The organism is Bifidobacterium pongonis, assembly GCF_019331805.1.
Taxonomy (GTDB): domain Bacteria; phylum Actinomycetota; class Actinomycetes; order Actinomycetales; family Bifidobacteriaceae; genus Bifidobacterium; species Bifidobacterium pongonis.
Window position 1 is genome coordinate 1 of record NZ_JAHBBE010000012.1, and the last position, 24858, is coordinate 24858.

A 24858-nucleotide genomic window follows, 5' to 3' on the forward strand; every position below is an offset into this window, starting at 1 on the left:
TTCGCCGCGCCGATCGTGCTGGCGATCGTGCTGGGTGTCGTGTTCAAGTGGATGTGGCTGACCTGGATCCTGATGATGATCGCCGCGATCCTGTTCGGCGTTCTGTTCGCCACCATGATGCTGACCCGCCGCGCCGACGCGGTCGGATTCCGCAAGATGGAAGGCCGCCCGGGTGCCGCCATCAGCATTCTGAGCAACATGAACAAGGCAGGATTCAGCTTCCCGCAGGAACCGGTGTGGGTCGATCCGCGTACCAAGGACGCCATCTGGCGCGGCACCGGCTACAACGGCATCTACCTGATCGGTGAAGGCAACGCCGAGCGTCTCAAGCATGCGATGGACCGCCAGGAGCACGCCATCAAGGGCGTGACCGCCGGCTCCTCCATCCCCGTGTACCGCGTTTACATCGGCAGCGGCAAGGGTCAGGTCCAGCTGAAGGATCTGCGCAAGTACATCGTCAAGCTGAAGACCCTGCAGCCGAACACCACCACCAACAAGCTCATGAAGAAGATCCACCCGCATCAGCGTTTCCTGCTCACCAAGACCGAGCTGACCACGCTGAACGATCGTCTGCGCACCCTGCAGGCCAAGACCGGCTACAACATTCCGAAGGGCATGGACCCGAACCACGCTCAGAAGATCAGCCGTCGTGCCATGCGCGGCCGCTGACCCGCAACGCATCGTCTTGAAATCCCGGCCTAGCGGCCGGGATTTTTTGTATCCGCACTCCCCTCGTTTTCCCTCATCGCCTCACCCCGTCGCCCTGCCCGCTACACAACCCGTTCCACCGCCCCGTTCCACCGCCCCGTTCCACCGCCCCGTTCCACCGCCCCGTTCCACCGCCCCGTCATGCCGCCCGTCCACTGTGTGGACAGGCGGTTTTCCCCGTTTCCCCGGAATATCGGGCACCGCACGTCAAAGGTTTCAACTCGAAACATTCTCGTAACCGAAAATACGAGTCCGCGAAACGCGCTTTTCTATGCTTGTCTCTCGTAACTTCTGATTTTGAAAGGAGCGGTCCCGTGACCGACGAACTGAAAACCAAGGCTGATGCCGAGGCCCTTATCAATAAGGAAGGCGTGGAGTACGTCTCCGTCCGTTTCACCGACCTTATCGGCGTTCAGCAGCACTTCACCGTGCCGGCGAGCGAATTCCTGAAGGATGCCTTCACGGACGGCATGCCGTTCGACGGTTCTTCGGTGCAGGGCTTCCAGGCCATCAACGAATCCGATATGAAGCTGGTTCCGGATGTTTCCACCGCCTTCATCGATCCGTTCCGCAAGCACAAGACCCTCGACGTCGCATTCTCCATCGTCGACCCGCTCACCGATGAGCCCTACTCCCGCGATCCCCGTCAGGTCGCCGGCAAGGCCGAGGCTTACCTGAAGTCTACCGGCATCGCCGACACCGCCTCCTTCGCTCCGGAAGCCGAGTTCTTCATCTTCGACAAGGTTCGTTTCGAGAACTCCATGCAGCGTTCCTTCTACGAGGTCGACTCCATCGAAGCCCCGTGGAACTCCGGCGTTGACACCGAAGACGACGGCACCCCGAACATCGGCTTCAAGAACCGTATCAAGAAGGGTTACTTCCCGGTTCCGCCGATCGACCACACCCAGGATCTGCGCGACGACATGGTCGCCAACCTGCAGAAGGTCGGCCTGATCCTCGAACGTTCCCACCACGAGGTCGCCGGCGCTGGCCAGCAGGAAATCAACTACCGCTTCAACTCCCTGCAGCATGCAGGCGATGACCTGATGAAGTACAAGTACGTCGTGCACGAGACCGCCGCTCTGGCTGGCAAGGCCGCAACCTTCATGCCGAAGCCGATCGCAGGCGACAACGGCACCGGCATGCACTGCCACCAGTCCCTGTGGAAGGACGGCAAGCCGCTGTTCTACGATGAGAAGGGTTACGCCGGCCTGTCCGACATGGCTCGCTGGTACATCGGCGGCCTGATCAAGCACTCCTCCTCCGTGCTGGCCTTCACCAACCCGTCCCTGAACTCCTACCACCGTCTGGTTCCGGGCTACGAAGCTCCGGTCAACCTGGTGTACTCCGCTCGTAACCGTTCCGCCGCCATCCGTATCCCGCTGGCCGGCACCTCCCCGGCTGCGAAGCGTATCGAGTTCCGCGCTCCGGATCCGTCCTGCAACCCGTTCCTCGCCTTCTCCGCTCAGCTGATGGCTGGCCTGGACGGCATCATGAACCACATCGAGCCGCCGGCACCGGTCGACAAGGATCTGTACGAGCTGCCGCCGGAAGAGCACGCTGGCATCAAGCAGGTGCCGAGCTCCCTGGCCGAGGCTATGGACGCTCTGGAAGAGGATCACGACTTCCTGACCGCCGGCGACGTGTTCACCGACGATCTGATCGAGACCTGGCTCGACCTCAAGCGCGGCGAGATCGACGAAGCCCGTCTGGCTCCGACCCCGCTGGAGTACGAGCTCTACTTCCACATCTGATACGTTGACGCGCTAATACGCTGAACGTAGGTTAGAGGCGGCTTCCTTGGATTCCCCAAGGAAGCCGCCTCTAACTGTTTTTCGGGGGTTCCCATGATTCCTTCATGGGGCCTTCCCCGTGTTTGACCACGCCTGGCTGTGTTTTTGTTTGACCACGCTCGGACATAATCTGCTGATGCTCTAAAACTTGTCTCCCTGTTCAAAAAAGGGGAATCTAACCGTTTCCGATGGATCGAGCGGGAATGTGCGAAGAGGGAACAAACCCTACTGGCATATGGCAACCTTGCACTTGTAATTCACCAGCGAGGTTTCTCAAAAGCTGTGCGGGCACACCCAAGATATCACGATTCTCTAACCCGCCCCTTTTACCAGCGTACTCGCCTCTATCCCCATCGAACACGCGGTTGATACCGCAGCTCACACGCAGGAAGCCGCCGCACCGGCGTGGTTTATTTCAGGCTTCGGGCTGGTCGGGCAGTCCGCCGGGGGCGACGGCGTCGTCGATGGCCTCCCAGCCGCGCTGGACGCACAGGCCGTGTAGGGCGCCGCCGAGCGTGGCGGCCATGGCGTCCACGTTCCTTTCGGTGGCGGGCATGCCGCGGTCTTCGAGCCAGCCGCGCAGGTCGCCCCCCCCCTCCAGACGATGGCGGCGATGGTCTCGTCTCGTTCGTCGCCTGTCGCGTCCATGCTGCCCCCTTGGGTTTCGGGAAGCCCCTGTGGTTTCCGCCGTTGACACCATCAACGGGTCATACCTTTGATGTAATCAAGTTCGGGCGTGTCACACACACGACAACACACGGAACCGGACAGGCGCTAGAACCAGACATCACCACCCTCGCAATACTCGTATCGACCATTGCCAAGCGTGACCTCGCAACCGGAGATCCACTGGCCACCCGAACCCGATCCGGAACCCCCTGAGCCGGCCTCGCCACCGCCGTTCGCCGCGCCGCCCGATGCGCCGGAACCCGCGTTCCCGCCGGCGGAACCGCCGGACTGCGAGCCGGAACCGGCGTACCCGCCGCCCGAATACGATCCGCCGGACTGCGAGCCACCCGAATACCCCTGCGACTGAGCCTGAGCCTGCACCGCCTGAGCCTGCGCCTGAGCGGCCCGAGCCGCCGCCTCGGCCTCGGCCTTGGCCTGCGCGTCCGCCTTCTCCTTCGCCTTCACGGAATCATTGACCGCCTTCACGGCCTTCGCCACCGCGTCCACGTCCTTCGCCTTGATGGCCTTGTCCAGCGCGGTGCGGGTCTTCTCGTCGGCCACCTTGCCCTTCGAGTCCTTCAGCAGTTTCTCCGCGTCCGCGATGGTCTTCGCGTCGCGCGACTTTTCGACCGCCTTCACCGCCTTCGCCAGGCTCACCTTATGCTTCGCATACCACGCCGTGTTCGAATTAACGGCCGCGGTCCGTTCCTCATACCCGGCCTTATCGTCGGCAATGCACGCCGCGACTTCAGGTTCCTCGGTCCGCAATGCCTTGGCCAGCGCATCCACGGTCTTCGCGTCCGAAACCTGCTTGGCGGTAATATCGGATGCCTCCGCCGCATCCCCGTTCACCAGCGCACTGTACTCGTTCATCGCGATGCGCAGCGACTCCGATGCAGCCGCGCAATCCGTCTTCGCGGCATTCAGCTGATGCCCGTTCCATGCATTCCAACCATACGCACCGGCACCAGCCAGCACGATCGCAGCGACGACACCAGCTGTGATGACGCCACGCTTCCCGCGCTTTGCGCCAACAGCCTGATCGGCAACCTTGTTTTCAGAAGTCTTATCGACTTGTTCCTCGCTCATCAGAAGCCCCTTTCTTCCTTGCGCTAGTTTCTCTGCTCTCTCACCAGAATATAAAAAAGCCTTCGGAAACTCTATCGCCTATCCCCGTCAAGCCGTTTGCTTTCATCTTTTCCGGAGGAAGCCCCCATTACCGTTTTCGGACAAAATCAGCCCAATTCTGTCTGATTTCGGTAGTGGAAGGGCACAGGGAAAGTTGGGGTATCTCATTACCGGAATCAGACAAAAACAGCCAGTTCCTGTCCGATTTCGGTAATGAGTGAACCGGGAAGGATGCCCCCTGCGCTGGTTCTGGCTGATCCATACCGTTTTCGGACAAAAGCGAGCCGTTTCTGTCTGATTTCGGTAATGGATGATTGTGGAATGGGTGGCTTCAGGCCGGTTCGGGCCGTCTTAATCGGCCACATCGCTTATTTGTGGCAGATTTGGGGGTCTGAATTTTGCCAGGTGGCTTATATATGGCACCTAAACCCGGAAAACCCAAGTACGAGCCGCGGAATTCCAACCTCCATACTCGGCATATCGCGCTTTGAGTGCCATATATAAGCCACCTAGCATTCCGCAGACCCCCGAATCTGCCATACATAAGCCAAGTAGCCAGTTACGCGGGCCGATCTCGGCGACGGCCTGGACGCCTCATACCGTTTTCAGACAGAATTAGGCCATTTTTGTCTGATTCCGGTAATGAGAGGTTGGGTTGGCCCGTACCGTTTTCGGACAAAAGTGGGCCGTTTCTGTCTGATTCCGGTAACAGACAGGCTTTCATACCGTTTTCAGACAGAATTAGGCCAATTTTGTCTGATTCCGGTAATGCGGAGGCGATGGGAGAAGTATGGGTGAGGCTGGCCTCATATCGTTTTCGGACAAAAGCGGGCCATTCTTGTCTGATTCCGGTAACGGACAGGCTTTCATACCGTTTTCGGACAGAATTAGGCCAATTTTGTCTGATTTCGGTAATGAGGGAAGTGGGGGGGGGTGGGGCGTCTTGTCCGAAATCGGACAAAAGCGGGCCAATTTTGTCTGATTTCGGTGATGAATGGTTGGCTTAGTTGGAGATGCTACTGAAGGCCCAGTGCCAGTAGCCAGTGCAGTACGCCGTGGTGAGCGCGATCACCGGCACGAGAATACAAATCAGATAGAACAGCCAATCAACCGCATGCAGTTTGGATTCGCGCGCCTGCCCGCGGGGCGTGTCCGTTCCGAAGCCCCTCGCTTCCATCGCCGTGGCCAGTTTCGTACCGCGTCGAATCGACACGACCAACAGGTTGAACGCCTGCGCGAACACGCGTTTGATGACGTTGCCGTCGCCTAGTCCGCGGGAGCGTCGGGACTGCCCCAAAGCACGCCAATCATCCTGCAGCAGCGTGAACATGCGCATACCGGCCAGTCCGCCGTACACGAATTTGGATGGCAGGTGCAGGATCTGCACCAGACCGTCGGCCAAATCGGTGGGGTCAAGTCCCAACGCCAGAATCACGCCGGGTACGGCGATGGCGGTCACACGGATGAACGTGGCGAACGCCAGATACAGCGACCCCTGCGAAATCACCATGAGCCCGCCCAGATTCGCCAGCACCGTACCGGAGGTTTTGCCGTACAGCGCCACGGAAACGAAGCTGCCCGTCGCGGCGATCCACACCGGCCATGTTCTGCGCAGCACCGTCCAAGGCGCGATGCCGCCGATCCATAACAGTGCGAGTTCCAAGCCGAACGCGACCGATGCGGAGACGATGTCGAGTGTGAAAAACATGGGGATGCATAGGATCAGCGCGCCGACGAAACGGCTGACCGGGTTGATTTTCGCAATGAACCATGACGGCGACGCGGCACGCGGCTCATCGAGACGGTCCTTATGCGGCACGACGCCGATGGTTTCGATTGCGGCGGTTCCTCGCGTTGCGATGTTCACGGTTTCGTTCATGGTTTCACTCACTGTTTCCTCTACGCCTCTGTTTCCTGCCATTTTCAGCGTTCCAGCGTTCCGACGTTCCGACGTTTCAACGTTCCGACGTTCCAGCGTTCCGACGTTCCAGCGTTCCGACGTTCCGACGTTCCAGCGTTCCGACGTTCCGACGTTCCAGCGTTCCGACGTTTTCAGCGCCCCGTCGCTTCCTACCGTCCCCGTTCCCGCTCGCAGACGACGATGCGACGCGCACCCAGTGCCTCGATCAGCGCCTCGTCATGCGTGACCATGATCACCGCGGAACCCGAATCGCGGATGTCCGCGATCAAACGCACCATCCGCGTCCATGTGGTGAAATCCTGCCCGAATGTCGGCTCATCCATCACCAGCACCTTGGGCGCGGCCGCCATCATGGACGCCACCGACAGCCGTCGCTTCTCCCCGCCCGACAGGGTGAACGGGTTCGCCGGCGCGAACCTCGCAAGCCTCATGCGCTCCAGCATCTCATCGGCGATCCGGTACGCCTCACCGTCCGACATACCCATGCTTTTCGGCCCGACCGCAACCTCATCGCGCACGCTGGACGTGACGAACTGATGCTCCGGCTCCTGGAACACCATGCCGATGCGACCAAGCAGATCACGGCTCTTCCAGACGCTCACATCGTTGGCACGATGCGCTGGCACCATGCTTTCCGCCACGCGCACATGCCCGGCGATCGGCGCGAGCAAACCGGCCAACGTCAACGCCAGCGTGGATTTGCCCACACCGTTCCTGCCGGTCAACGCGGTGACTTCGCCGGCATGGAATTCGAGGTTGATATGCTCGCCAAGCGGGAATTCACGGCCGAAACTCAAATCGTCGGCGCGAAGCACGGTTTCGCCGGGCTCATGCACCGCAGGGCATGGTTCGATGGACCGCCCAGGCACCCAAGCGCCGCCTTCGGCAAGCGTGTCGCCCATGGTGCCGAATACCTCGTCCGGCGTGCCGTCCGCGATCACGCCGCCGCACGGCGAAGTCTCATCGGGCCGCCCCAGCACGATTACCCGGTCGACCAAATCAAGCCAGACGTCGATGTGATGTTCGACCACGATCAGCGTTTCACCGGTCCGTTCGACCACCTGCCGCACGGCATCGTGCACTTCTTTCACGCCATCGGGGTCGAGATTGGCGGTCGGCTCATCAAGCAGCAGCAGACCCGGATGCATGGCCAGCACACCGGCCAAGGCCAGACGCTGCCGCTGGCCGCCGGAAAGACGCCGGGTGGAATGGTCGAAACGCATGTAGTCGAGTCCCACCAGGTTCAGCGCGGCACGCGCACGCTTCCAGATCTCATCCTTGGGCAGGTTCAGGTTCTCGCATCCGAACGCGACATCATCGCCCACGCGCTCCAGGATCGTCTGCGCGTCCGGGTCCTGCAACACCAAGCCGGAAACGCCATGCGCCGACCGCGCGTCCACGCCGCCGACCAGCAGTCGCCCCTCCTGCTCGCCCTCATCGTCGCCGCCGAGCACACCGGCAAGACCGGCCATCAGCGTGGATTTGCCAGCTCCGGAAGCGCCGAGCAGCAGCACGCGCTCCCCCGGTTTGATTTCGATGCTGACGTGGCGCAGCGCATAATCCTTGCGCGACATGTGCCGCCAGCCCCAGTCGCGTGCTATCACGCCGGCGGGCTTCACGTCGATTGCATCATTCGCACCGCTCACGCCGGCAGGCTTCACGCCGGCGGGCTTCACGTCATTCATGTCATTCGTATTCGTGTCGATGGCGGTCATCGGCTCCCATTCCCCTTCCCATTACAGGCGTATTCGTCACGGCTGCCCACAATGGCATTGCCTCGAATAGCGAAAGTCCCGTGCCGCGGCGAACGGCACGGGACACAGCGAATCAGACCAGAGCCTGTGCGCGGCCGGATTCGAAACGGTCGAGCACGCCGGTCTTCGCGATGGCACGCTGCAGCAGCCACATCACGATACCGGCCAGCAACGCGCCGGACACAACGGACGTGCCCAGGTAGATGCTGGCACGCAGCGTACCCCATGCCGGGTTCGCAATCCAGTAGTAGATGCCGCAACCCACGCCGGCCAGCGCACCGGAAACCGCGGTGGACAGCAGGTTCCAGCTCTTGTAGGCGAACAACGCGAAGCCGATCTCCGCGCCGATGCCCTGCATGATGCCGACGATCAGCGAACCGCCCACGCCCCACTGGTTGCCCATGGTCAGTTCGAGCGCGGCGGCGAGCGTTTCCGCGAACAGCGCGGCGCCCGGCTTACGCACGATGACGGCGGCGAGCGGGCCGGCGAACAGCCAGAATGCGTTCAGCAGACCTTCGAAGCCCGGAGTCACCGCTTCGAAAATGGTCAGCGGAGCCGTGCATACGATGTCCCAGCCCCAGAAGATCACGCCGGATGCCACGGCGATGATGGCCGCCACGACGATGTCGACCACACGCCACGTGTTGTTGTGCTTGCGAACCACGGCGGATTCGTCCGTCTTGTTCGTTTGAGATTCAGTCATTGATGTGCCTTTCTTCTTCAAGGCACGGGAAGAGAGACGTCCGTGCGCCGGCATTACCCGGTAAACGTTCATACGGTCGAAGCATGCGCTTTCTCTCAGCCTGTACGGCCCCCGTGTCATCTCCGATACTACGCAGGGCGTGCGATTTTCGCGGGGTGCCGGTTCGGTGACTGGATTCGGTGGCTGGATTCAGTGACGTGGTTTGGTGGCTGGATTCGGTGGCGTGGTTTGGTGGCGAGGCTCCGTTATGCGGGATGCGCACAGGCCCGGCCACCGGAGTGAGAACGATGGCATCCCTTTCGCCGCCGTGACCTAGGATGGCATAGGAAGAGCGAAAGGAACTACATTGACCGACGAAACCGATACGACCGTCGCCCGGAACGAATCCGTCTCCCCCGCCGCGTCGACGCAGACGCAGACGCAGGGAACGGCGCCCGCCGCGAGCCAGCCCACGAGCCAGCCCGCAAACCAACAAGCCGCCAATCAACAACCCGCCAACAAACCCGCCAACGGAGGCGCCGCCGTCAAAGCCGCCCTCATCGCCAACATCGGCGTGGCCTGCGCGAAATTCGCCGCCGCCGCATTCACCGGATCCTCCTCGATGTTCTCCGAATCGGTCCACTCCGTGGCCGACTGCGCGAACGAAATCGTGCTCATGTTCGGCGACCGCGCCTCCGACCGCAAATCCAAAGGCGACCACCCGTTCGGCATGCACCGCGCGAAATACCTCGCCAGCTTCATCGTCGCCACACTGCTGTTTTTCGTCGGCGGCGTGTTCGCCGTCAGTCAGGCCTCGCAAAAGCTCATCGGACTGCTCGACGGCTCCGTGGCCCGCCAGGTCGACTCGCTCGAACTGCTCGCCGCGCTGGCCGTGGTCGTCATCTCCGCCTGCCTCGAAGGCTACGGCCTGCACACGTCCATCAAGGAAGCCCGCGAGCGCATGGACCGTGTGAAGGTCGAGGAGGATTCGCTGATCGGTTTCTGGAAGCGCACCAAGTCCGCCGAACTCGCGTCGGTGATGATGGAGGATACGCTCGCGCTCATCGGTCTGCTGTTCGCCGGTCTTGGTATCGGCTGTTCGATGCTGACCGGTGACGAATTGTACGATACGATCGGCGGTCTGATGGTCGGCCTGGTGCTGGTGGTCGGTTCCGCCGCATTGGCGTTCAAGTCCGGTTCGCTGCTGCTCGGCGAGGATGTCGACCCGCGTACGCACAAGCTGCTCGCGCAGGCCGTGACCACTACGCCTGGCGTAGAGCGTCTGATCAACATGCAGGCGATTCACATGGATGAGGATGCGGTGCTGCTGTGCTTGAAGGTGCAGACGTCCAAGCTGGACCGCGATTATGACGTGGAGACGGTGGATAAGATCGAACGCAGCATTCGCGCCGCGCTGCCTTGGTATGAGTGGGAAATCTACGTGGAACCGGATATCTGGCGCGCCAACCACGTTTCCGCCGAGGCGTAACAGACGCGCTTTGACGAACGGTTCGGCCGCCCGCCCGGCTTTTGCGAGGGGCGGACGGCCGAACACGTTCTGGCGTGGCACGAGGCCACCCGCTAAGGTGGTAGGCGCACACAGGAGGACCATGAACGACATTCATACCATCGAAGCGAATATTTTCGAACGATTGAGCCACGTCATCGACCCGGAATTGGGCCGTTCCGTCACCGATCTCGGCATGATCACCTCGATCGACGCCGTACCGTCGGACAGTACCGGCGAGAGCGGCGGCGAGATCATCGACGTGACCGTCCGCGTGGAGCTCACCGTCAAGGATTGTCCCCTGAGCGAGACCATCACCAATCAGATCAACGGCGCGGTCCGCTCGTACACCGACCCGAACTCCCCCAACGCCACGCTCGTACCGCATATCGAAATCGGTTCCATGCCGCAAGACAAGCTGACCAGTCTCGTGCAGACCCTTAAGGCGGAACGCAGGCAGAACCCGTTCAGCAAGCCCGGCATCAAAACGCGCATTTTCGCCATCGCCTCCGGCAAGGGCGGCGTGGGCAAATCCTCTGTAACCGCCAATCTCGCCGCCACGTTCGCCGCGCTCGGCTACGATACGGCCGCAATCGACGCGGATATCTACGGCTTCTCGCTGCCCCGGCTGTTCGGCGTGCACACGCAGCCCACGAATCTGAACGGTATGCTGATGCCTGTGACCGCGTGGGGCGTGAAACTGATTTCGATCGGCATGTTCGCGGGCGCGGATCGTGCGATTCTGTGGCGCGGACCGCGACTGCAGCGTTCCCTGGAACAGTTCCTTTCCGACGTGTGGTGGGGCGAGCCGGACGTGTTGCTGCTCGACCTGGCGCCCGGCACGGGTGATATGGCGATTTCCGTGGCACAGGCGTTGCCGAATGCCGAACTGGTGGTGGTGACCACGCCTCAGCCGTCCGCGTCGGATATCGCCGTGCGGTCCGGACTGGTGTCGTTGCAGGTGCCGATGAAGGTGCGCGGCGTGGTGGAGAATATGAGCTACTACGAGCATAAGGGCGAAAAACTGCGGATTTTCGGCGAGGGCGGCGGTAAGCGCGTGTCCGAGCAGCTGAGCACGGCGTTGGGCCATGATGTGCCGCTGATGGCGCAGTTGCCGCTGATGCCCGAACTGCGCGAGACCGGTGAGGCTGGCCGGCCTGCGGTGCTGACACCGGAAGGCGCGTTGGCCAGCACTCCCCTAGCGGACGAGTTCACTTCGCTGGCACGGCAGCTGATGGCGCTTCCGTCCGACTGACCCGGCTGACCGGCTGGCCCGGCCAGCCAGCCCGGCCACCCCAGCTAACCGACCCCGGGTGACCCGGTCAACCCGTCCGGTCAACCCAGCTGACCAACCCGTCCGGCTGACCCCGGCTACCCCATCCGGCCGATCCACCCAACTGCCCCGGTCAACTCCACTACCCATTTGGACGAAATCCGTGATTTGGCTACCGAAATGGACGAATTCCGGCCCGAAAACGTCCATTTCGACCGCCCTGTCGCGTGATTCGTCCATTTCGACCGCACACTGCCGTTAACGGGCGCGTGCGAGAATGCCGAGTATGAGAGTCGCCATAGCACAGTTCGCGGTCGCACGCAGCCCGGAACGCAACATCGAAATCATCCGCTCCTACGCCGAACAGGCCGCCGCCGGGAACGCCCGCGTCCTGCTGCTACCCGAAGGCATCATCGCCCGCGACGCCACCGACCCGTATTTCCCCGCGCATCACGCGCAGTCGATCAACGGCCCGTTCGTCGCCGGATTGCGCGACATCAGCGCACGCACCGGCGTGGCGCTTATGGGCACCGTCCACCTGCGGGAATCGGCAGCGGATAAGCCCGCCAACGTGTTCCTCATCGTCGATGATGGCGAAATCAGGCTCGCCTACCGCAAAATCCACCTGTACGACGCGTTCGGCGAGCGTGAGTCCGACGTAATCAAACCGGGTAATGAGGTTCCCCCGCTTATCACCATCGACGGCTGGCGGTTCGGCGTGATGACCTGCTATGACCTGCGGTTCCCCGAACTGGCGCGGGCACATGCCATTGCCGGCGCGGACGTGCTGGTTGTTTCGGCGGCCTGGGCGCGTGGAGCGGACAAGGTGGATCATTGGACGACACTGTGCAAGGCACGTGCGTTGGAGAACACATGCTACTTGATGGCATGCAGCGAACACAGCGCGCACAATATCGGACATAGCATGGCCGTTGACCCGCTGGCGCATGTGATCGCACAGGCGGGAAGCGACGACATCGTATTCGCGGATTTCGACCGGGATACGTTGGAGAATGCTCGGCGAACGCTGCCGGTGCTACGCAATAGGCGTTTTACAGCGCCGGTGCTGCAGGGCGCGACACGGACGACTGATTAGCCTGTCCCTGCATTCGCCTGAAACAACCGACCGTGCAGCAGATGGGTGTCGATTCAGACGCTTTCGAGCCCGATTTCGTCCGGAACAACACTCATTTGCCCGATTTCGTCCGAATGGACAGCCGAATAGAGAAAACAGCAGAGCAAAAATCATCGCAGCCAGCGTATTCAGTACTAATGCTGACGATATAACTTTGCGTACAACTTCCCCTCGGCCATTAAGCTCTCATGCGACCCATGTTCAACAATATGCCCATCATCCATCACATATATCTCATCAAACATGCGTATCGAGCTTAGCCTGTGCGCCACCACCACACACGCGTACGGCGCACGCATAAGGGCTCTCATTATCTTGTTTTCCGTAACATTATCCAGCGCACTGGTCGGCTCATCCATCACCATGAACATCGGATTGGTCACCATGGCACGGGCGATTGCGATCTTCTGCCTCTGGCCTCCGGAAAGATTCAAACCATGTTCACTGATCATGGTGTCCAGTCCCAAGCCCGGATTCATCATCGATTCATCGATGCAACAGTCCTTGCACACTTGCCTTAATCGAGATTCATCCACGGATGTCCGTCGCAGCAGGATATTCTCACGCAACGTCATATTGAAAACCGTTGTATCTTGATGGACAAAAGCAATGTTCTTTGCACGCCACGAAAGCGGCAACTCTTCACATGGATGGCCATCGACCATCACTCTTCCCTGCGTCGGACGAATCAATCCGGAAAGAAGCTTGAGAACCGTGCTCTTCCCCGAACCAGTGGGCCCTACTATCGCGACCTTGCGCCCCTTGGGAATATGTAAAGTAATGTCTTCTACTACGGGCTTGGAAAAAACCGTATACGAAAATGAGACATTGTGTGCAGTCAGACTCTCCCGGCCGTAGTTATCGATACGCTCGGAATGCGGCGCAGCATAGCACGAGGGATTTTCTTGGCTCTCCCCTATTCCCGTTATCTCTTTGCCGCTCTGGGAATCACTCGACAAGACTCTTTGGAGAGGAGCATGTTCTCCATCCACATGCCGCATCTCATAATCCATATGCCCGTCATTAGTTCGTTTTCCTGATGGAATAATGTCTGCAATCTTGCGGATATATGAGAGAACGGCAGCAAACTGCCCAATGGACGTCATGATGCTGCCGAATGGCACAACAAACGAAGAAGCCAACGTTACGAATCCGACTACCGTACCCAAGTCGACCATATCTTGAACGAGCAGCACGGAACCGCATAGGATGATGGCGAGAGGCAATACGAATTCCAGTGCCGCCGACAGTGACGACATCCATGCATCGAGTTTGCCCCTCTTCCACTGGAAGTGAAGCTGCTTCTGCAGTAAATCAGACCAGCGCCGATAAAAGAAGCCCTCCAGATTCATGCTTTTTACGGTCTCTATTCCGGAGAAAATTTCAATAAAGGACTGTTGCACTGCGGATTGCGCAGCGGTCTCCTTATCAACCAGCTTTTTGGATTTCGCAGCATATATCGTCGAGACGATGAGAATAACAAAGCAAATCGCCAATGTCACCATTGTGAGCTGCGGTGAGTAGTTGATCATCATCACCAGATACACGGCAAGAAACACGAAGGACACCAGCGATCCAATCATTCCGGTAGCCAGCATTTGTTCAACGACAGCCACTAGATTCGCCCGGTAGATCATATCGCCGCTTGTTCGGTTTATGAAAAAGGCAAACTCTCGTTCAAACACTCCCCGCATGTATTTGCGGAATAGAAAGTTCCCAAACCCTATCCTTAATCGAGCGTTCGCCAATCCATTGAGCATGGAAATCAGGTAATACAGCGCAAAAGAAACAAGCATCATCGCGAACGCGGCCAGCAGAAACCCCTCGCTGGTGCACAGCTGCCGACGATTGACGATAAATCTCATTCCTGCTGGAGGAATCAATCCCAAGCTTTGTATTGCAAGCGACAATACTATGGCACTCAACACGAAAACCGGGGAAGAAACAAGGAAGTCCTTAATCACTCCCATGCAATTCGAGTCGCGCCATGCCCCGCGAATGGATCTTTTCTCTCCCGCACGCTCGGTAAGCACAGCCGCCGAGGAGCAGTGCCTACGAAAATCCTCTTCTCGCACGGATGAACGCCCACTCGCCGGATCAATAATATAGAAACGGCCGAATGCGTAATGGCTCAAGACTACGAAGTGATGATGATTCCATAGCAGGATGGACGGCGAATCCAGTTTTTTGAATCCATCGATATTCCGTACTGCAACGGCCCGGTTCGTCACCCTGTAATCATTCAGAATGGTCACTATATTTTTGATGCTTAGCCCGCCACGAGGAACACCATACGCATTACGCAAATCCTCCAATCCGGAATCGCGCCCATACGCCTTGAGTATCATGGCACATGCAGCCAAGCCACATTCGCTATGCTCCGTTGTAGATGACTTTGTTTTAGCTTGTCGCTAGAGCGAAGTCATCTGCATGGCCTCGTTGCCGAGACCAGCTCCAAGTCTTACGCGACTCTCGCCGCCGCTTGGTTCACGCTTCGCCGGACGCCGCATTGTCCCGTACTCAAGGTGGGCCTGTCTTCCGCTTCCTCCACGCGCGTTTAACGTCTCCGGGGCACTCCCGGCGACTTGGATGTTGATGGCCGCGTTCAGATCGCGGTCGATGGACAGTCCGCACTTGTCGCAGTGGTAGACGCGTTCGGATAGGGACAGTTTGGTTTTCACCGTCCCGCAGTTCGAGCAGGTCTTCGAGCTTGGATACCACCGGTCGATGACATGCAGTCTCGTGCCGGCGCGTGCGGTCTTGTAGGTCAGTTGGCGTCGGAACTCCGCGAATGCGGCGTCCTGAATCGATTGGGCGAGCCCGCGTTTTTTGACCATGCCCGCCACGTTCAAGTCCTCGATGCTGATGTCCGCGTAGGTACAGGCGAGCATGGCGGTGGTCTTATCCAAGAGGTCGCGCCGCAGGTTGGCCACACGTGCGTGCAGGCGTGCCACGTTCGCCCTCGCCCTGCGGCGGCGGTTGGAGCCCTTCCGTTTGCGGCTCAGGCTCCGCTGGGCTTTCCTCAGACGCGTGAGATCCGACTTCAAGGCGTGCGGGTTGCGTATCACGGTGCCATCCGACAATGTGGCGAGCTCCTTCACGCCCAAGTCGATTCCGACGCTCCCGCCCTTCGGAGGCTTGGGTGCTGGATTATCGGCTCGTTCGACGGTCAGACTGGCCTGCCAGCGTCCCGCACGGCGGGACACGCTCATGCGCAGCACCTTCGCGCCGTCCACTCGCTTGGACACGTCCTCCATGCAGTGCACACGGCCTATCCTCGGGAGTTTTAGCGCGTATGGGTCATGGTCGATGAGGCCGAACGAGCCGGTCGTATACGCGAAGCGCCGAATGCCGGAGTCCTTGGACCTGAAACGCGGGAACCCCATCCTGCGGCCTTTCCGCTGCCCCTTGCGGGACTTGGAGAAGTTCTTCAGCGCGTCGCCCAATGATTCGAGGCCGCTGTTGTATGCCTCCTTGCTGTTCCTAGGCCACCATGGTTCTCCCGTGGTCTCGTCCACGGCGAGCGTGTTCTTGGCCTGGTTCCACCACTTACGCAAGGCATAGTACGACCATTCGGGGGCATCGCCGCGTTCGAGCATGTCCCTGACGTGCGCCAGTCCCTTGTTGTAGGCGAATCGAGCCGCCCCGGCGTGCGATTCCATCAATCGCTCCTGCCGTGGCGTCGGATCGAGCGCCACCTTGACCGCCTCATGCATCACGCGCCGCCTTCAACGCCGCGTCCGTCTTGCGCTTGGCTGCGCGACGCCCGTACAGCCGGGCGCAGAACGAGGTCAGCACCTCGGTCATGTCGCGCACCAAATCGTCATCCGGCTCCGTGTCGTCCACCACGATGATTCGGCGTCCCTGCGCCTTCAACGCGCTCTCCACCAGTCCCGCGTTCATGCGGGCGAGCCTGTCCCTGCGCTCCACAATCAGAGTGCCCACGGTCGGGTCGGACAATAGCCGGTTGAGCTTGCGCCGCCTGTCGTTCATACCGGAACCCGTCTCTGTGACGATTTCCGGTTTCTCCACTCCCATGCCAAGAGCGAACGCTCTCAACCGGTCGGCCTGACGTGTCAGATCGGCCTTCTGGTCGGCTGAGCCGACACGCGCATAGCACACCGTCCTGCCGTTCGCCGTGGGGGTGACGGGTTGGCTCTCGTATTTCGGGTCGTGGATGATTATCGTACCCGTCGCCATGCGCTCGAACGGAACGGGCATACGGTTCTCACGGCACCACTGCCACACCGTCTGCTCGTTGAAGCCCTCGCGTTTCGCCCATTCCCTGACACGCATGGCTTTATTATATCATACGAAAACAGACAAAAGCAAATAGTTAAGGTAGCTGGTTACAACCCCTGTTCGACGAGAGGGATACGCAAATGCCCTGCCATACAAAGCCTCCTCTTAACTTACAAGCCAAAATCAACATGCTCATGTTCTTTGCCGAGCATCGCGGCCTTTGAGAATTCATCGAACGAGTTGAAATCGGAGAGCATCGCATCCAAGGCAATATGCTTGTGATCAAGCACGATAATACGATCAGAGACGTTCCAGCAATAATGCAGGTCATGGGTGATCGTAAGTATCGTACGGTTATCGGCACGCAGCCTTCCCATATACTCAATCAACAGATCACGTGTCAGCGGATCAATGGCATTCGTGGGTTCGTCGAGCATGATGACATGCGGGTCGAACATCATGCCGGCCACTATTCCCACTCGTTTGCGCAATCCTGAGCTTAGGTCAGAGACCTTTTTGTCCAGCTGGTCGTTCAATTCGAATGCCCGAACCAATGGATTCTTCTCCAAGGCTTCAAAAAAGGTCTTATCGTCATCCTTTGGCTTGAATAGCATCTTGCGGAACTTGAAATTCTCTCGCACGGTCATCGTGTCGACAAGGCCGCCCTGTTCGGTCATTTGGAATACGTCTCTCATCGAGGGAACAAACGCTTTGTTAATGGCAGCGTACCCCGACCAGGGCCGCCGTAATCCAACTATGAGATCGAACAACGTGGTTTTTCCAACACCGTTATAGCCCAAAATAGCCAATGACTGTCCCTTGGGGACTGCAAAGGTGATATGTTCGAGCACCGCCTGCTTACGCTTGTACCCAAAAGTCAAGTCGTTTACTTTGATAATATCCGTTGTGTTCATGTGTATTCCTTTCAATGCTCCACCTGTGGTAATGACGCAAAGTACTCCGCCAAGCTGTTTATGCTGTTTTGAACATTGTCATATGAGTTCATCTGCGAATCGGGAATTGTTGTTCTCAGCGTTTTTTCCGCATAAAGAATAAAAGGCATGAAGATATTAACATATCCTACGTTAATATCTTCAACGAATTTGCTGTTTGAAAAGAAGGCGAATATCTTTTCAAAATCAGAATACCATGAAGAAAGATTGCCCTTGTTTCCCTTTAAAAACGACTTTCCATCAATGCATTTCGCATATTTTTTCTTATCATAACCACGAAGCTCAAGCATGCTGGCAAAATCATCGGGGCGCAACGCGCAATTTCGCGACATCCATTGACTGATAACAGAATCGACAAACGAATCATCACCGGAAGCGTCATCGTCATCAATCAACGAATAGCGTTCTTCGATGGTATCCGCATACATACTTTTTACAATATCCACAGCATATCCCTTCAATGAATTACATTATTTACTCAGCATGAGAAGCGTCTTGCAGTACATTGTTTTTTCTCTTCTCGCGATAATCATATTTACGCATAATGTCACCAAAACAGCAGCTATGCAGAATACATAAAACGGTATGAAAGCATATTGCAAAAGCATCAGCAAGGCCATTGCGCCACTCGATACCAGAAGTATCAGAAGTTGCAACAATGTCTGGGAATCCGCTTCGACGGAACAATTGATGGCACATACCATGATCACAGATAAAGCCAAGAAAGAAACAACAACAAAAGAAACTACATCAGCCATTGCCATGGAATAATCATGAAAACAATGTTTCAATACTCCAAAAATAAAACCAGCGGCATATATTGGCACTACAACCAAAAAAGAAAACACATACCGCTCAACAAGATATCCATAAATACCATATCCCGCTCTATGAATCGAACTTATTATATTGCAAATATGATCTCCATAAACCAAAGACGACAACTTAAAAACAGAAATCGTCACCAACAACCCAGGCAAAACGAAAGAGAGAAACACGTCCATTACTGGCTGCAATGTACCATACATTGCGCTTTCCACTGCCAGTGTCACGCAAATTCCCAATATCTCGAGTGCGACAAATCCAGGCTTTCTTGCCTTCAAGCAATCACGATACAGCAACGCAATCATACAATCACCAACACCATACAGCACTAGGCAAAAACAGATACTGTTCTTACATATTCGGTTTTATATGTAACAAACGTGCACAGATAAGACACAAGACCCATGCCAACCAATATGGCAGCACTCAGCCACATCGGAAAATCAAATGCAGCAGCAGTCGCCACACCTATGCAGATCAATCCGCAAATAACCAGTCCACCGCATACCGCATTTTGATTAGTCCCGTTTTTTACTCGAAAGACCAGCATATTGGCAACCGACGTTTCCGTGAGCAACGTCATAAAGGCTATGCCTATTACAGGCAATAGGTACATCACCTCAGACAGCGAAAAAAGCTTCATATATATTCCGACAGCAATGTATACGAACGCGAACAACAGATTGTGAGGCAGCGTGAATCCTATCTTTTCCAGTAAATAATAATTCATGCCACGCCCCGACTGATGCAGGATCTTGATAATACCGACACGCTTATCTTCAATTAAAAGATTCGCATTTGTATATACTGACTCGAAAAACGATGTACATAACATACTGTCAACGAGTCCTTGCTTCATGGTTATAGGCATCACGTCACCCCCTCCGACCTCATACATCCACCCAAGCCAGATTTCCATGATTATCGCCGTAAAAACAGTTACCAGCCAGAAACTCGCATACTTCGGTTTCTTATACAACTGCAAATCCCTGTACAGCAGCGCTTTCATGCACACCCCCCATAGAAAGGGTGTTGCGGCATATCAATGCCGCGACACCCAAGTCTCACCAGTCGTCGGTTAATGCTTCTTGCACGTTCCGGAAACATGGAAATACGATGCAACAGACATCGCAGTGGCTTCCGGAGCGGAAGCGCCGCCAGTATAAGCTCCCCACAACAGAAACCGCCCGCCCGTGTATTCCAGAGGAATACACGAACTTTGTATCGTGACTGGTCTTTATATCATTGTTGCTGTCGTCAATATCAAGAACGGAGCTGTGCCATGCCTCTACAACATACAATCAATACCGTACTTGCAGTCACGCTATCCATTTGCCTGGTTTGCGCAACAATCGAGCAACCGCTATCCGCCGATTCCGGGAATATCACACTCAATGTGGCCTGTTCATTCATGCCATGGCTGTGCCATCATTAGCATCTCACGAGCTTAGGATTCCGACTCGCTAACCAGCGGAACGCATACCGTCAGATGCCATTGTCTGCTCTTCTTCCAGCATTGCATCTTCCCACCCAGCAGCTCTATTCGTTTGTTGTGCAGTCGGATCCCCCTGCCATGAGGAATATGCCAATCGTTCACTGGATGAATCTCATTGGATTGCGCGATAAGCAATCTACCGTTGCCTATCGTGATAACGACCTTGTATGTTCCGTTTGGATTACCGTGCCGTTGAATATTGCGATATATCTCCCTCATCAACGACAGCAGAACATCTTCCTGCTGCACCGATATGCCTTCGGCAACTCCGGATATTTCCGTTTTCCCTCTAAAGCCTAAGTTCTGCAGCAATGCATCTTCCGTATCCGTAACATCTTCCAAGTGCTCCATGAACGTGCCATGCGATGGCATAATCTGCTGGGAATCCTCATTGCTGAGCAGATCTATGACCTTATATATATCCCGCAAGGTTGAGACAGCGAGACGATTGACATCAGACCAAGCATGGTTTTCACAACCACCAGTATGAATATTATGCTGTGCAATCTGCGATATTTTAGTCAGATTCGCCGTTGTGGAGTCATGAATGTCAGCGGCGATCCTATTCCTCATTTGCAGATGCTCCAGCCTCATCTTATCGATGCGATTCAGATCAACCTGCTTCCTCCAACGCAGGGCATATCCAACAAAAATCGCGCAGCCGAGCATAGCCAGAGAATTGATCACACCATACATATCCATGCCCGTGTCATAATGCCATACAACCTGAATAATGACGACTCCCACCGATTCAACTGCGAGCATCAACAGGCATATCCACAGGCGGGACGAATATCCCAATATTCCAAGTACCGCGAATAAAGTCAGCAAAGGGTTCGGCACCGTCACTGTCATAGGCAGCAACGTACCTATGATAGAGACAATTCCTAAACCGAACGATGCCGGTAAGGGCATGACGATTATTCCGGCAATACATACTATGGCAATTGCCGCATAGATAATCTGGACCATATCAAGCGGAAGCACAAGTGCGATATTCGAAAAAGTCAAAGCATAGAGCGCAGCGGCTATGAGGATATATGGGATTCGCGCACTGCACCATTGCCTCAGCCCCGTGAGAACCTCTCGAATTCTATCGTTCATTGTTCCACCACATCGCCATTGCTTCCTTGGTACTACGCGCATTCAGCTTCTTGCGCAACCGGATAATATGCGTCTTCACGGTGCCGATACCAATGGACAGCATATCGGCAATATCACGAGGTTCCATGCCTTGCGCCAAAAGCGTCAGAATCTGCTGCTCCGTGGGCGATAGGCGTTGAATCGGACACATATCGGATTCCGCAAGTCGTTGATGCGCGGTCTTCGCATCCACAAAATCGATGTTCCCGCACATACCCAATGTGCCGTGCTTGACTATCACATCAATCGAGTCAACAAGTTCATTGAGATTGGCTTTAGGAATAATGCCCTGAGCACCAGCTTCAGCGGCACGGTTTGCATAGCGGTCAATCGAGAATGCCGTGATAGCAAGCAACGGAACCTGCTCGGTTCTTCGACGTATTTCCCTGCACACACTTACGCCGCTAATATCTTCCAGGCTCATGTCAGTCAATAAGATATCCGGCATAGTAACAGGTTCCAAAGCCCAATCAATGGCATCAGTGCCTTTACGCGCGGACCAGCACACGTCGAACCGTGGGTTCCTGCGAGGGATGGCCATCTTCAGCATGTCCAAGGTAAAGGCATCGTTGTCCACCAGTGCCACGCGAATGCGGAAATCTTGACGATCGTTCATATTCCATAGAATAGCCGCACTCCCAAAGGCTGAGCAGGAATCCACCAGCAGCTGGGTGCCGATTCGGACGCTTCCCGCTAATTGCCTGTTGATTCGGTCGTTTCCGGGGCTGAAAACGACCGAATCAACACTCATCTGCCGGTTTTCGCTCGAATCAGTCGAGTTCTTCTTCGATTTCCTCTTCGATTGCGCCCTCGGCCGCGTCCGCACCGTATTCGCCGGCGAGCAGCAGCTTGAACTGCGCTTCGTCCAGCATGGGAATGCCCAGCGCTTCGGCCTTCGTGGCCTTGGAACCGGCGTTCGCGCCGACCACCACATAATCGGTTTTCTTGCTCACCGACCCGGCGGCCTTGCCTCCACGCTCCAGAATCGCCTCTTTGGCGGAATCGCGGGAAAACTCCTCCAACGAACCCGTCACCACCACGGTTTTGCCCGCCAGTGTCTGCGGCATATCGCTCTTCCGCGCCTCGCCGACACCCACGCCGGCCGCACGCCATGCCGCCAGGGTCTGGCCACGCCAATCCCCCGGTTCCCGCGAAGCCGCGAACCAGTGCACCACCGATTCGGCGATCTCCGGCCCCACGCCGTCGATTTGCGTCAAGTCGTCCATGCTCGCCTCGCTGATCGCGTCCAGCGATCCCATGGCCGAGGCGATCAGACGCGCGGTGGGCGGTCCGAGCCGGCGGATGGACAAGGCCACGAGCACGCGCCATAGATCGGCCTGCTTGGCTTTCTCGATCTCCTCAAGCATTTTGCGCGTGTTTTCGGCGGGTTTGACGATGATCGGTGTCACCGTGGTTTCGCCGGATCGTGAGGTTTTCGTCTCCTCGCGCACCACCACGGCGTCGGCTGGCACGTTGAAGCCCGGGTAGCGTTCGGCGAGGGCGGATTCACCGTCACCAGCGACACCAGCCACGCCAGCCGCACCGTCACCGGCCGCACCGGCCACACCAGCACCAGCACCGCTCTTCCTACGCACCTTGGGCGCGGGCGCCGCGGTCGTCCAGAACGCCGGCACCTGATGCCACAGGCCGGAACCGCCGAGACGCTTGCGCACCTTGCGTTTGCGCCCGTTATCGCCCATGACTTCGCGTACTTCGATGATCGGCGCCTCGCGCCACACGCGCACGTCCTTCAGATCGGCAGCGGTCAGGTCAAAGATGCCCGCCTCGGAGGTCAGCACCGGCGTCTGCACGGGCGGCAGTTCCAACCCTTCGACCGACTCGTATTCGTCCGGGTCCTCGCCGGGCGCGACCAGGATCTCGGTGATGTTCGGCGCGAACGTCGCCACCGAATCCGGCCTGTTCTCTTCCGGATTCGTCAGCGCGATGGCCGACTGGTCGCCCAAGTGCTCGATGTCGAACGCCTTGCGCATGCCCAGGGAGATCACGCGTTCGGTCAGCTGCGCGGGGCAGCTTTCCACGTTCGGGCAGCGGATGTCCTTGTCGCCTTCCTTGGCGGGCGCGAGCTTCGCCCCGCAGCTTGGGCAGTATTCGGGCATCACGAATTCGCGCAGCTCGCCTTCGCGCCCCTTACGGCGTTCCAGCACCGGCCCCACGAGTTCGGGGATCACGTCGCCGGCTTTGCGCACCACCACGGTGTCGCCGATCAGAATGCCTTTGCGTTTCACTTCGAAGGGATTGTGCAACGTGGTGCGGGCCACGGTGGATCCCGCCACATGCACGGGTTTGAGCACGGCCACCGGGGTCACGCGCCCGGTGCGTCCCACCTGCACGGTGATGTCGAGCAGCTCGGTGTTGACTTCCTCGGGCGGGTACTTGTAGGCGGTCGCCCAGCGTGGCGCGCGGGAGGTGGCGCCCAGCGAGCGCTGCAATGCCAGATCGTCCACTTTCACCACGATGCCGTCGAGCGCGTGTTCGATGTCGCCGCGATGCTCGCCGTAATAGTCGATCATGTCGAGCACTTCGTTGAAGGAGGTGACGGTGCGGTTGTGCGGCGAAACCGGCACGCCCCACTTGGTGTACAGCGTGTAGGCTTCGGACTGGTCGTTGATCTCGTCGTGACCGGTGTGGCCGGGGCCCCATTCGAGGCGTCCGATGCCGTGCGCGTAGAAGCTCAGGCGGCGTGTGGCGGTGATGCGCGGGTCCTTTTGACGCAGCGATCCGGCGGCGGCGTTGCGCGGGTTGGCGAACGGTTCGCGCCCGGCGTCCTCCTGCTCGCTGTTGAGGGTGCGGAAGTCGTCCCATCGCATGAACACTTCGCCGCGGATCTCCACGAAATCGGGGATGTCTTCGGCCGGACCGGCGAGATTGGCGGGAATGGTGCCGATGGTGCGCACGTTGAGCGTGATGTCTTCGCCGGTGACGCCGTCACCGCGCGTCAGGCCCTGTTCGAGCACGCCGTGGCGGTAGATGAGGTTCAATGCGAGGCCGTCGATCTTGACTTCGCAGCTCATCGGCAGCGGCTTGCCTTCGGGCCAGTCGAGGCCGCGCAGCACGCCGTCGTACCAGCCGCGCAGTTCCTCGATGGAGAACACGTCGTCGAGGCTCATCATGCGCGAGGGGTGACGGACGGATACGAAATCGTTGGAGAAGGTGCCGCCGACGCGATGCGTGGGCGATTGCGGGTTGTCGAGCGCGGGGAACGCCGATTCGAGACGCTGCAGGCAGCGTAGGCGTGCGTCGTAGGCGGCGTCGGAGCTGACCGGCGCGTCGTCGATGTAGTAGGCGATCTGGTCGGATTCCACCCATGCCGCGATTTTCGCCCACAGGCGGGCCGCGGTGTCGGCTTCCATGCCGGAGACGTCGAGGTGGTTCAGTCTCAGCGCGTCCTCGTCGGTGGCTTGCAGGGCCGACACCCATTGGTCGGAGCCTGCGGGGAATCGGATGATGCCGGTGTCCGAGACGGGGTCGATGGCAGTGTTGCTATCCGCGCCGCCGTTCGGATCCGTACCGTCACCGCCGTTCGCAGGCACCTCTTTCCTCCCCGGTGCGGGGTTGTCCTGCAGTTCGTCGAAGTCCCATGCCAGCTGTTCGCTCTCGTTGCTCATAGTC

At 57.9% G+C, this 24858-nt stretch carries 20 protein-coding genes and 1 pseudogene; 5 read left to right on the forward strand and 16 right to left on the reverse strand.

What is annotated here, in order from left to right:
- Positions 1-669: DUF4191 family protein (locus KIH75_RS04225; protein ID WP_219055545.1), on the forward strand; the 669-nt coding region annotated here is incomplete at its 5' end.
- A gap of 353 nt (positions 670-1022) precedes the next feature.
- Positions 1023-2462, forward strand: a complete 1440-nt coding sequence (glnA, locus tag KIH75_RS04230) for a type I glutamate--ammonia ligase (RefSeq protein ID WP_219055546.1) — start codon at positions 1023-1025, stop codon at positions 2460-2462.
- Between the two features lie 454 nt (positions 2463-2916).
- Here the strand turns inward: glnA and KIH75_RS04235 are convergent, their stop codons facing one another.
- From KIH75_RS04235 to KIH75_RS04255, 5 genes are all read right to left on the reverse strand, one after another.
- Entirely contained in the window at positions 2917-3057 is a 141-nt protein-coding gene (locus tag KIH75_RS04235) for a hypothetical protein (protein ID WP_219055547.1), read from the reverse strand.
- Positions 3058-3275: 218 nt separating this feature from the next.
- Positions 3276-4259 carry a hypothetical protein gene (locus KIH75_RS04240; protein ID WP_219055548.1) on the reverse strand — a complete coding sequence of 328 codons (984 nt, stop codon included), beginning with the start codon at positions 4257-4259 and terminating at the stop codon, positions 3276-3278.
- 1042 nt (positions 4260-5301) lie between these two features.
- Entirely contained in the window at positions 5302-6177 is an 876-nt protein-coding gene (locus KIH75_RS04245; protein ID WP_219055579.1) for an energy-coupling factor transporter transmembrane component T family protein, read from the reverse strand.
- 191 nt (positions 6178-6368) lie between these two features.
- Positions 6369-7844: an ABC transporter ATP-binding protein gene (locus KIH75_RS04250; RefSeq protein WP_219055580.1), complete on the reverse strand. Its 1476-nt coding sequence runs from the start codon at positions 7842-7844 to the stop codon at positions 6369-6371.
- 202 nt (positions 7845-8046) lie between these two features.
- Positions 8047-8676 (reverse strand): ECF transporter S component, encoded by a 630-nt coding sequence (locus KIH75_RS04255; protein ID WP_219055549.1) that lies wholly within the window; start codon positions 8674-8676, stop codon positions 8047-8049.
- A gap of 346 nt (positions 8677-9022) precedes the next feature.
- Between KIH75_RS04255 and KIH75_RS04260 the strand changes: the two genes are divergently transcribed.
- The 3 genes from KIH75_RS04260 (at position 9023) to KIH75_RS04270 (ending at position 12531) form a co-directional block, all read left to right on the forward strand.
- The gene (locus KIH75_RS04260; protein WP_236028036.1) at positions 9023-10144 is read left to right on the forward strand and encodes a cation diffusion facilitator family transporter; all 1122 of its coding nucleotides are present in this window, start codon (positions 9023-9025) and stop codon (positions 10142-10144) included.
- 121 nt (positions 10145-10265) lie between these two features.
- Positions 10266-11417, forward strand: a complete 1152-nt coding sequence (locus KIH75_RS04265; protein WP_219055550.1) for an Mrp/NBP35 family ATP-binding protein — start codon at positions 10266-10268, stop codon at positions 11415-11417.
- Between the two features lie 304 nt (positions 11418-11721).
- Positions 11722-12531, forward strand: coding sequence for a carbon-nitrogen hydrolase family protein (locus tag KIH75_RS04270; RefSeq protein ID WP_219055551.1), 810 nt, complete (start codon positions 11722-11724; stop codon positions 12529-12531).
- Positions 12532-12704: 173 nt separating this feature from the next.
- Here the strand turns inward: KIH75_RS04270 and KIH75_RS04275 are convergent, their stop codons facing one another.
- The 11 genes and pseudogenes from KIH75_RS04275 to ligA form a co-directional block, all read right to left on the reverse strand.
- Positions 12705-14540 (reverse strand): peptidase domain-containing ABC transporter, encoded by a 1836-nt coding sequence (locus tag KIH75_RS04275; protein WP_338024286.1) that lies wholly within the window; start codon positions 14538-14540, stop codon positions 12705-12707.
- 60 nt (positions 14541-14600) lie between these two features.
- Positions 14601-14942, reverse strand: a pseudogene (locus tag KIH75_RS10220) (cysteine peptidase family C39 domain-containing protein); the annotation flags it as partial.
- 39 nt (positions 14943-14981) lie between these two features.
- Positions 14982-16286, reverse strand: coding sequence for an IS607 family element RNA-guided endonuclease TnpB (tnpB, locus tag KIH75_RS04280; RefSeq protein ID WP_219055581.1), 1305 nt, complete (start codon positions 16284-16286; stop codon positions 14982-14984).
- Positions 16279-16866 carry an IS607 family transposase gene (locus KIH75_RS04285; RefSeq protein WP_219055553.1) on the reverse strand — a complete coding sequence of 196 codons (588 nt, stop codon included), beginning with the start codon at positions 16864-16866 and terminating at the stop codon, positions 16279-16281. Before KIH75_RS04285 ends, tnpB begins: the two co-directional genes overlap by 8 nt.
- A gap of 116 nt (positions 16867-16982) precedes the next feature.
- A complete protein-coding gene (locus tag KIH75_RS04290; protein WP_219055554.1) occupies positions 16983-17726 on the reverse strand; it encodes an ATP-binding cassette domain-containing protein in 744 nt (247 codons plus the stop codon).
- 11 nt (positions 17727-17737) lie between these two features.
- Positions 17738-18211: a hypothetical protein gene (locus tag KIH75_RS04295; protein WP_219055555.1), complete on the reverse strand. Its 474-nt coding sequence runs from the start codon at positions 18209-18211 to the stop codon at positions 17738-17740.
- 24 nt (positions 18212-18235) lie between these two features.
- A complete protein-coding gene (locus KIH75_RS04300; protein ID WP_219055556.1) occupies positions 18236-18895 on the reverse strand; it encodes a hypothetical protein in 660 nt (219 codons plus the stop codon).
- Between the two features lie 23 nt (positions 18896-18918).
- Positions 18919-19599: a hypothetical protein gene (locus KIH75_RS04305; RefSeq protein WP_219055557.1), complete on the reverse strand. Its 681-nt coding sequence runs from the start codon at positions 19597-19599 to the stop codon at positions 18919-18921.
- Between the two features lie 438 nt (positions 19600-20037).
- Positions 20038-21189: a sensor histidine kinase gene (locus tag KIH75_RS04310; protein WP_219055558.1), complete on the reverse strand. Its 1152-nt coding sequence runs from the start codon at positions 21187-21189 to the stop codon at positions 20038-20040.
- On the reverse strand, positions 21179-21979 hold the full coding sequence (locus KIH75_RS04315) for a response regulator (RefSeq protein ID WP_219055559.1): 801 nt from the start codon (positions 21977-21979) through the stop codon (positions 21179-21181). Before KIH75_RS04315 ends, KIH75_RS04310 begins: the two co-directional genes overlap by 11 nt.
- A gap of 19 nt (positions 21980-21998) precedes the next feature.
- Positions 21999-24854: an NAD-dependent DNA ligase LigA gene (ligA, locus tag KIH75_RS04320; RefSeq protein WP_219055560.1), complete on the reverse strand. Its 2856-nt coding sequence runs from the start codon at positions 24852-24854 to the stop codon at positions 21999-22001.
- Between the last annotated feature and the right edge of the window lie 4 nt (positions 24855-24858).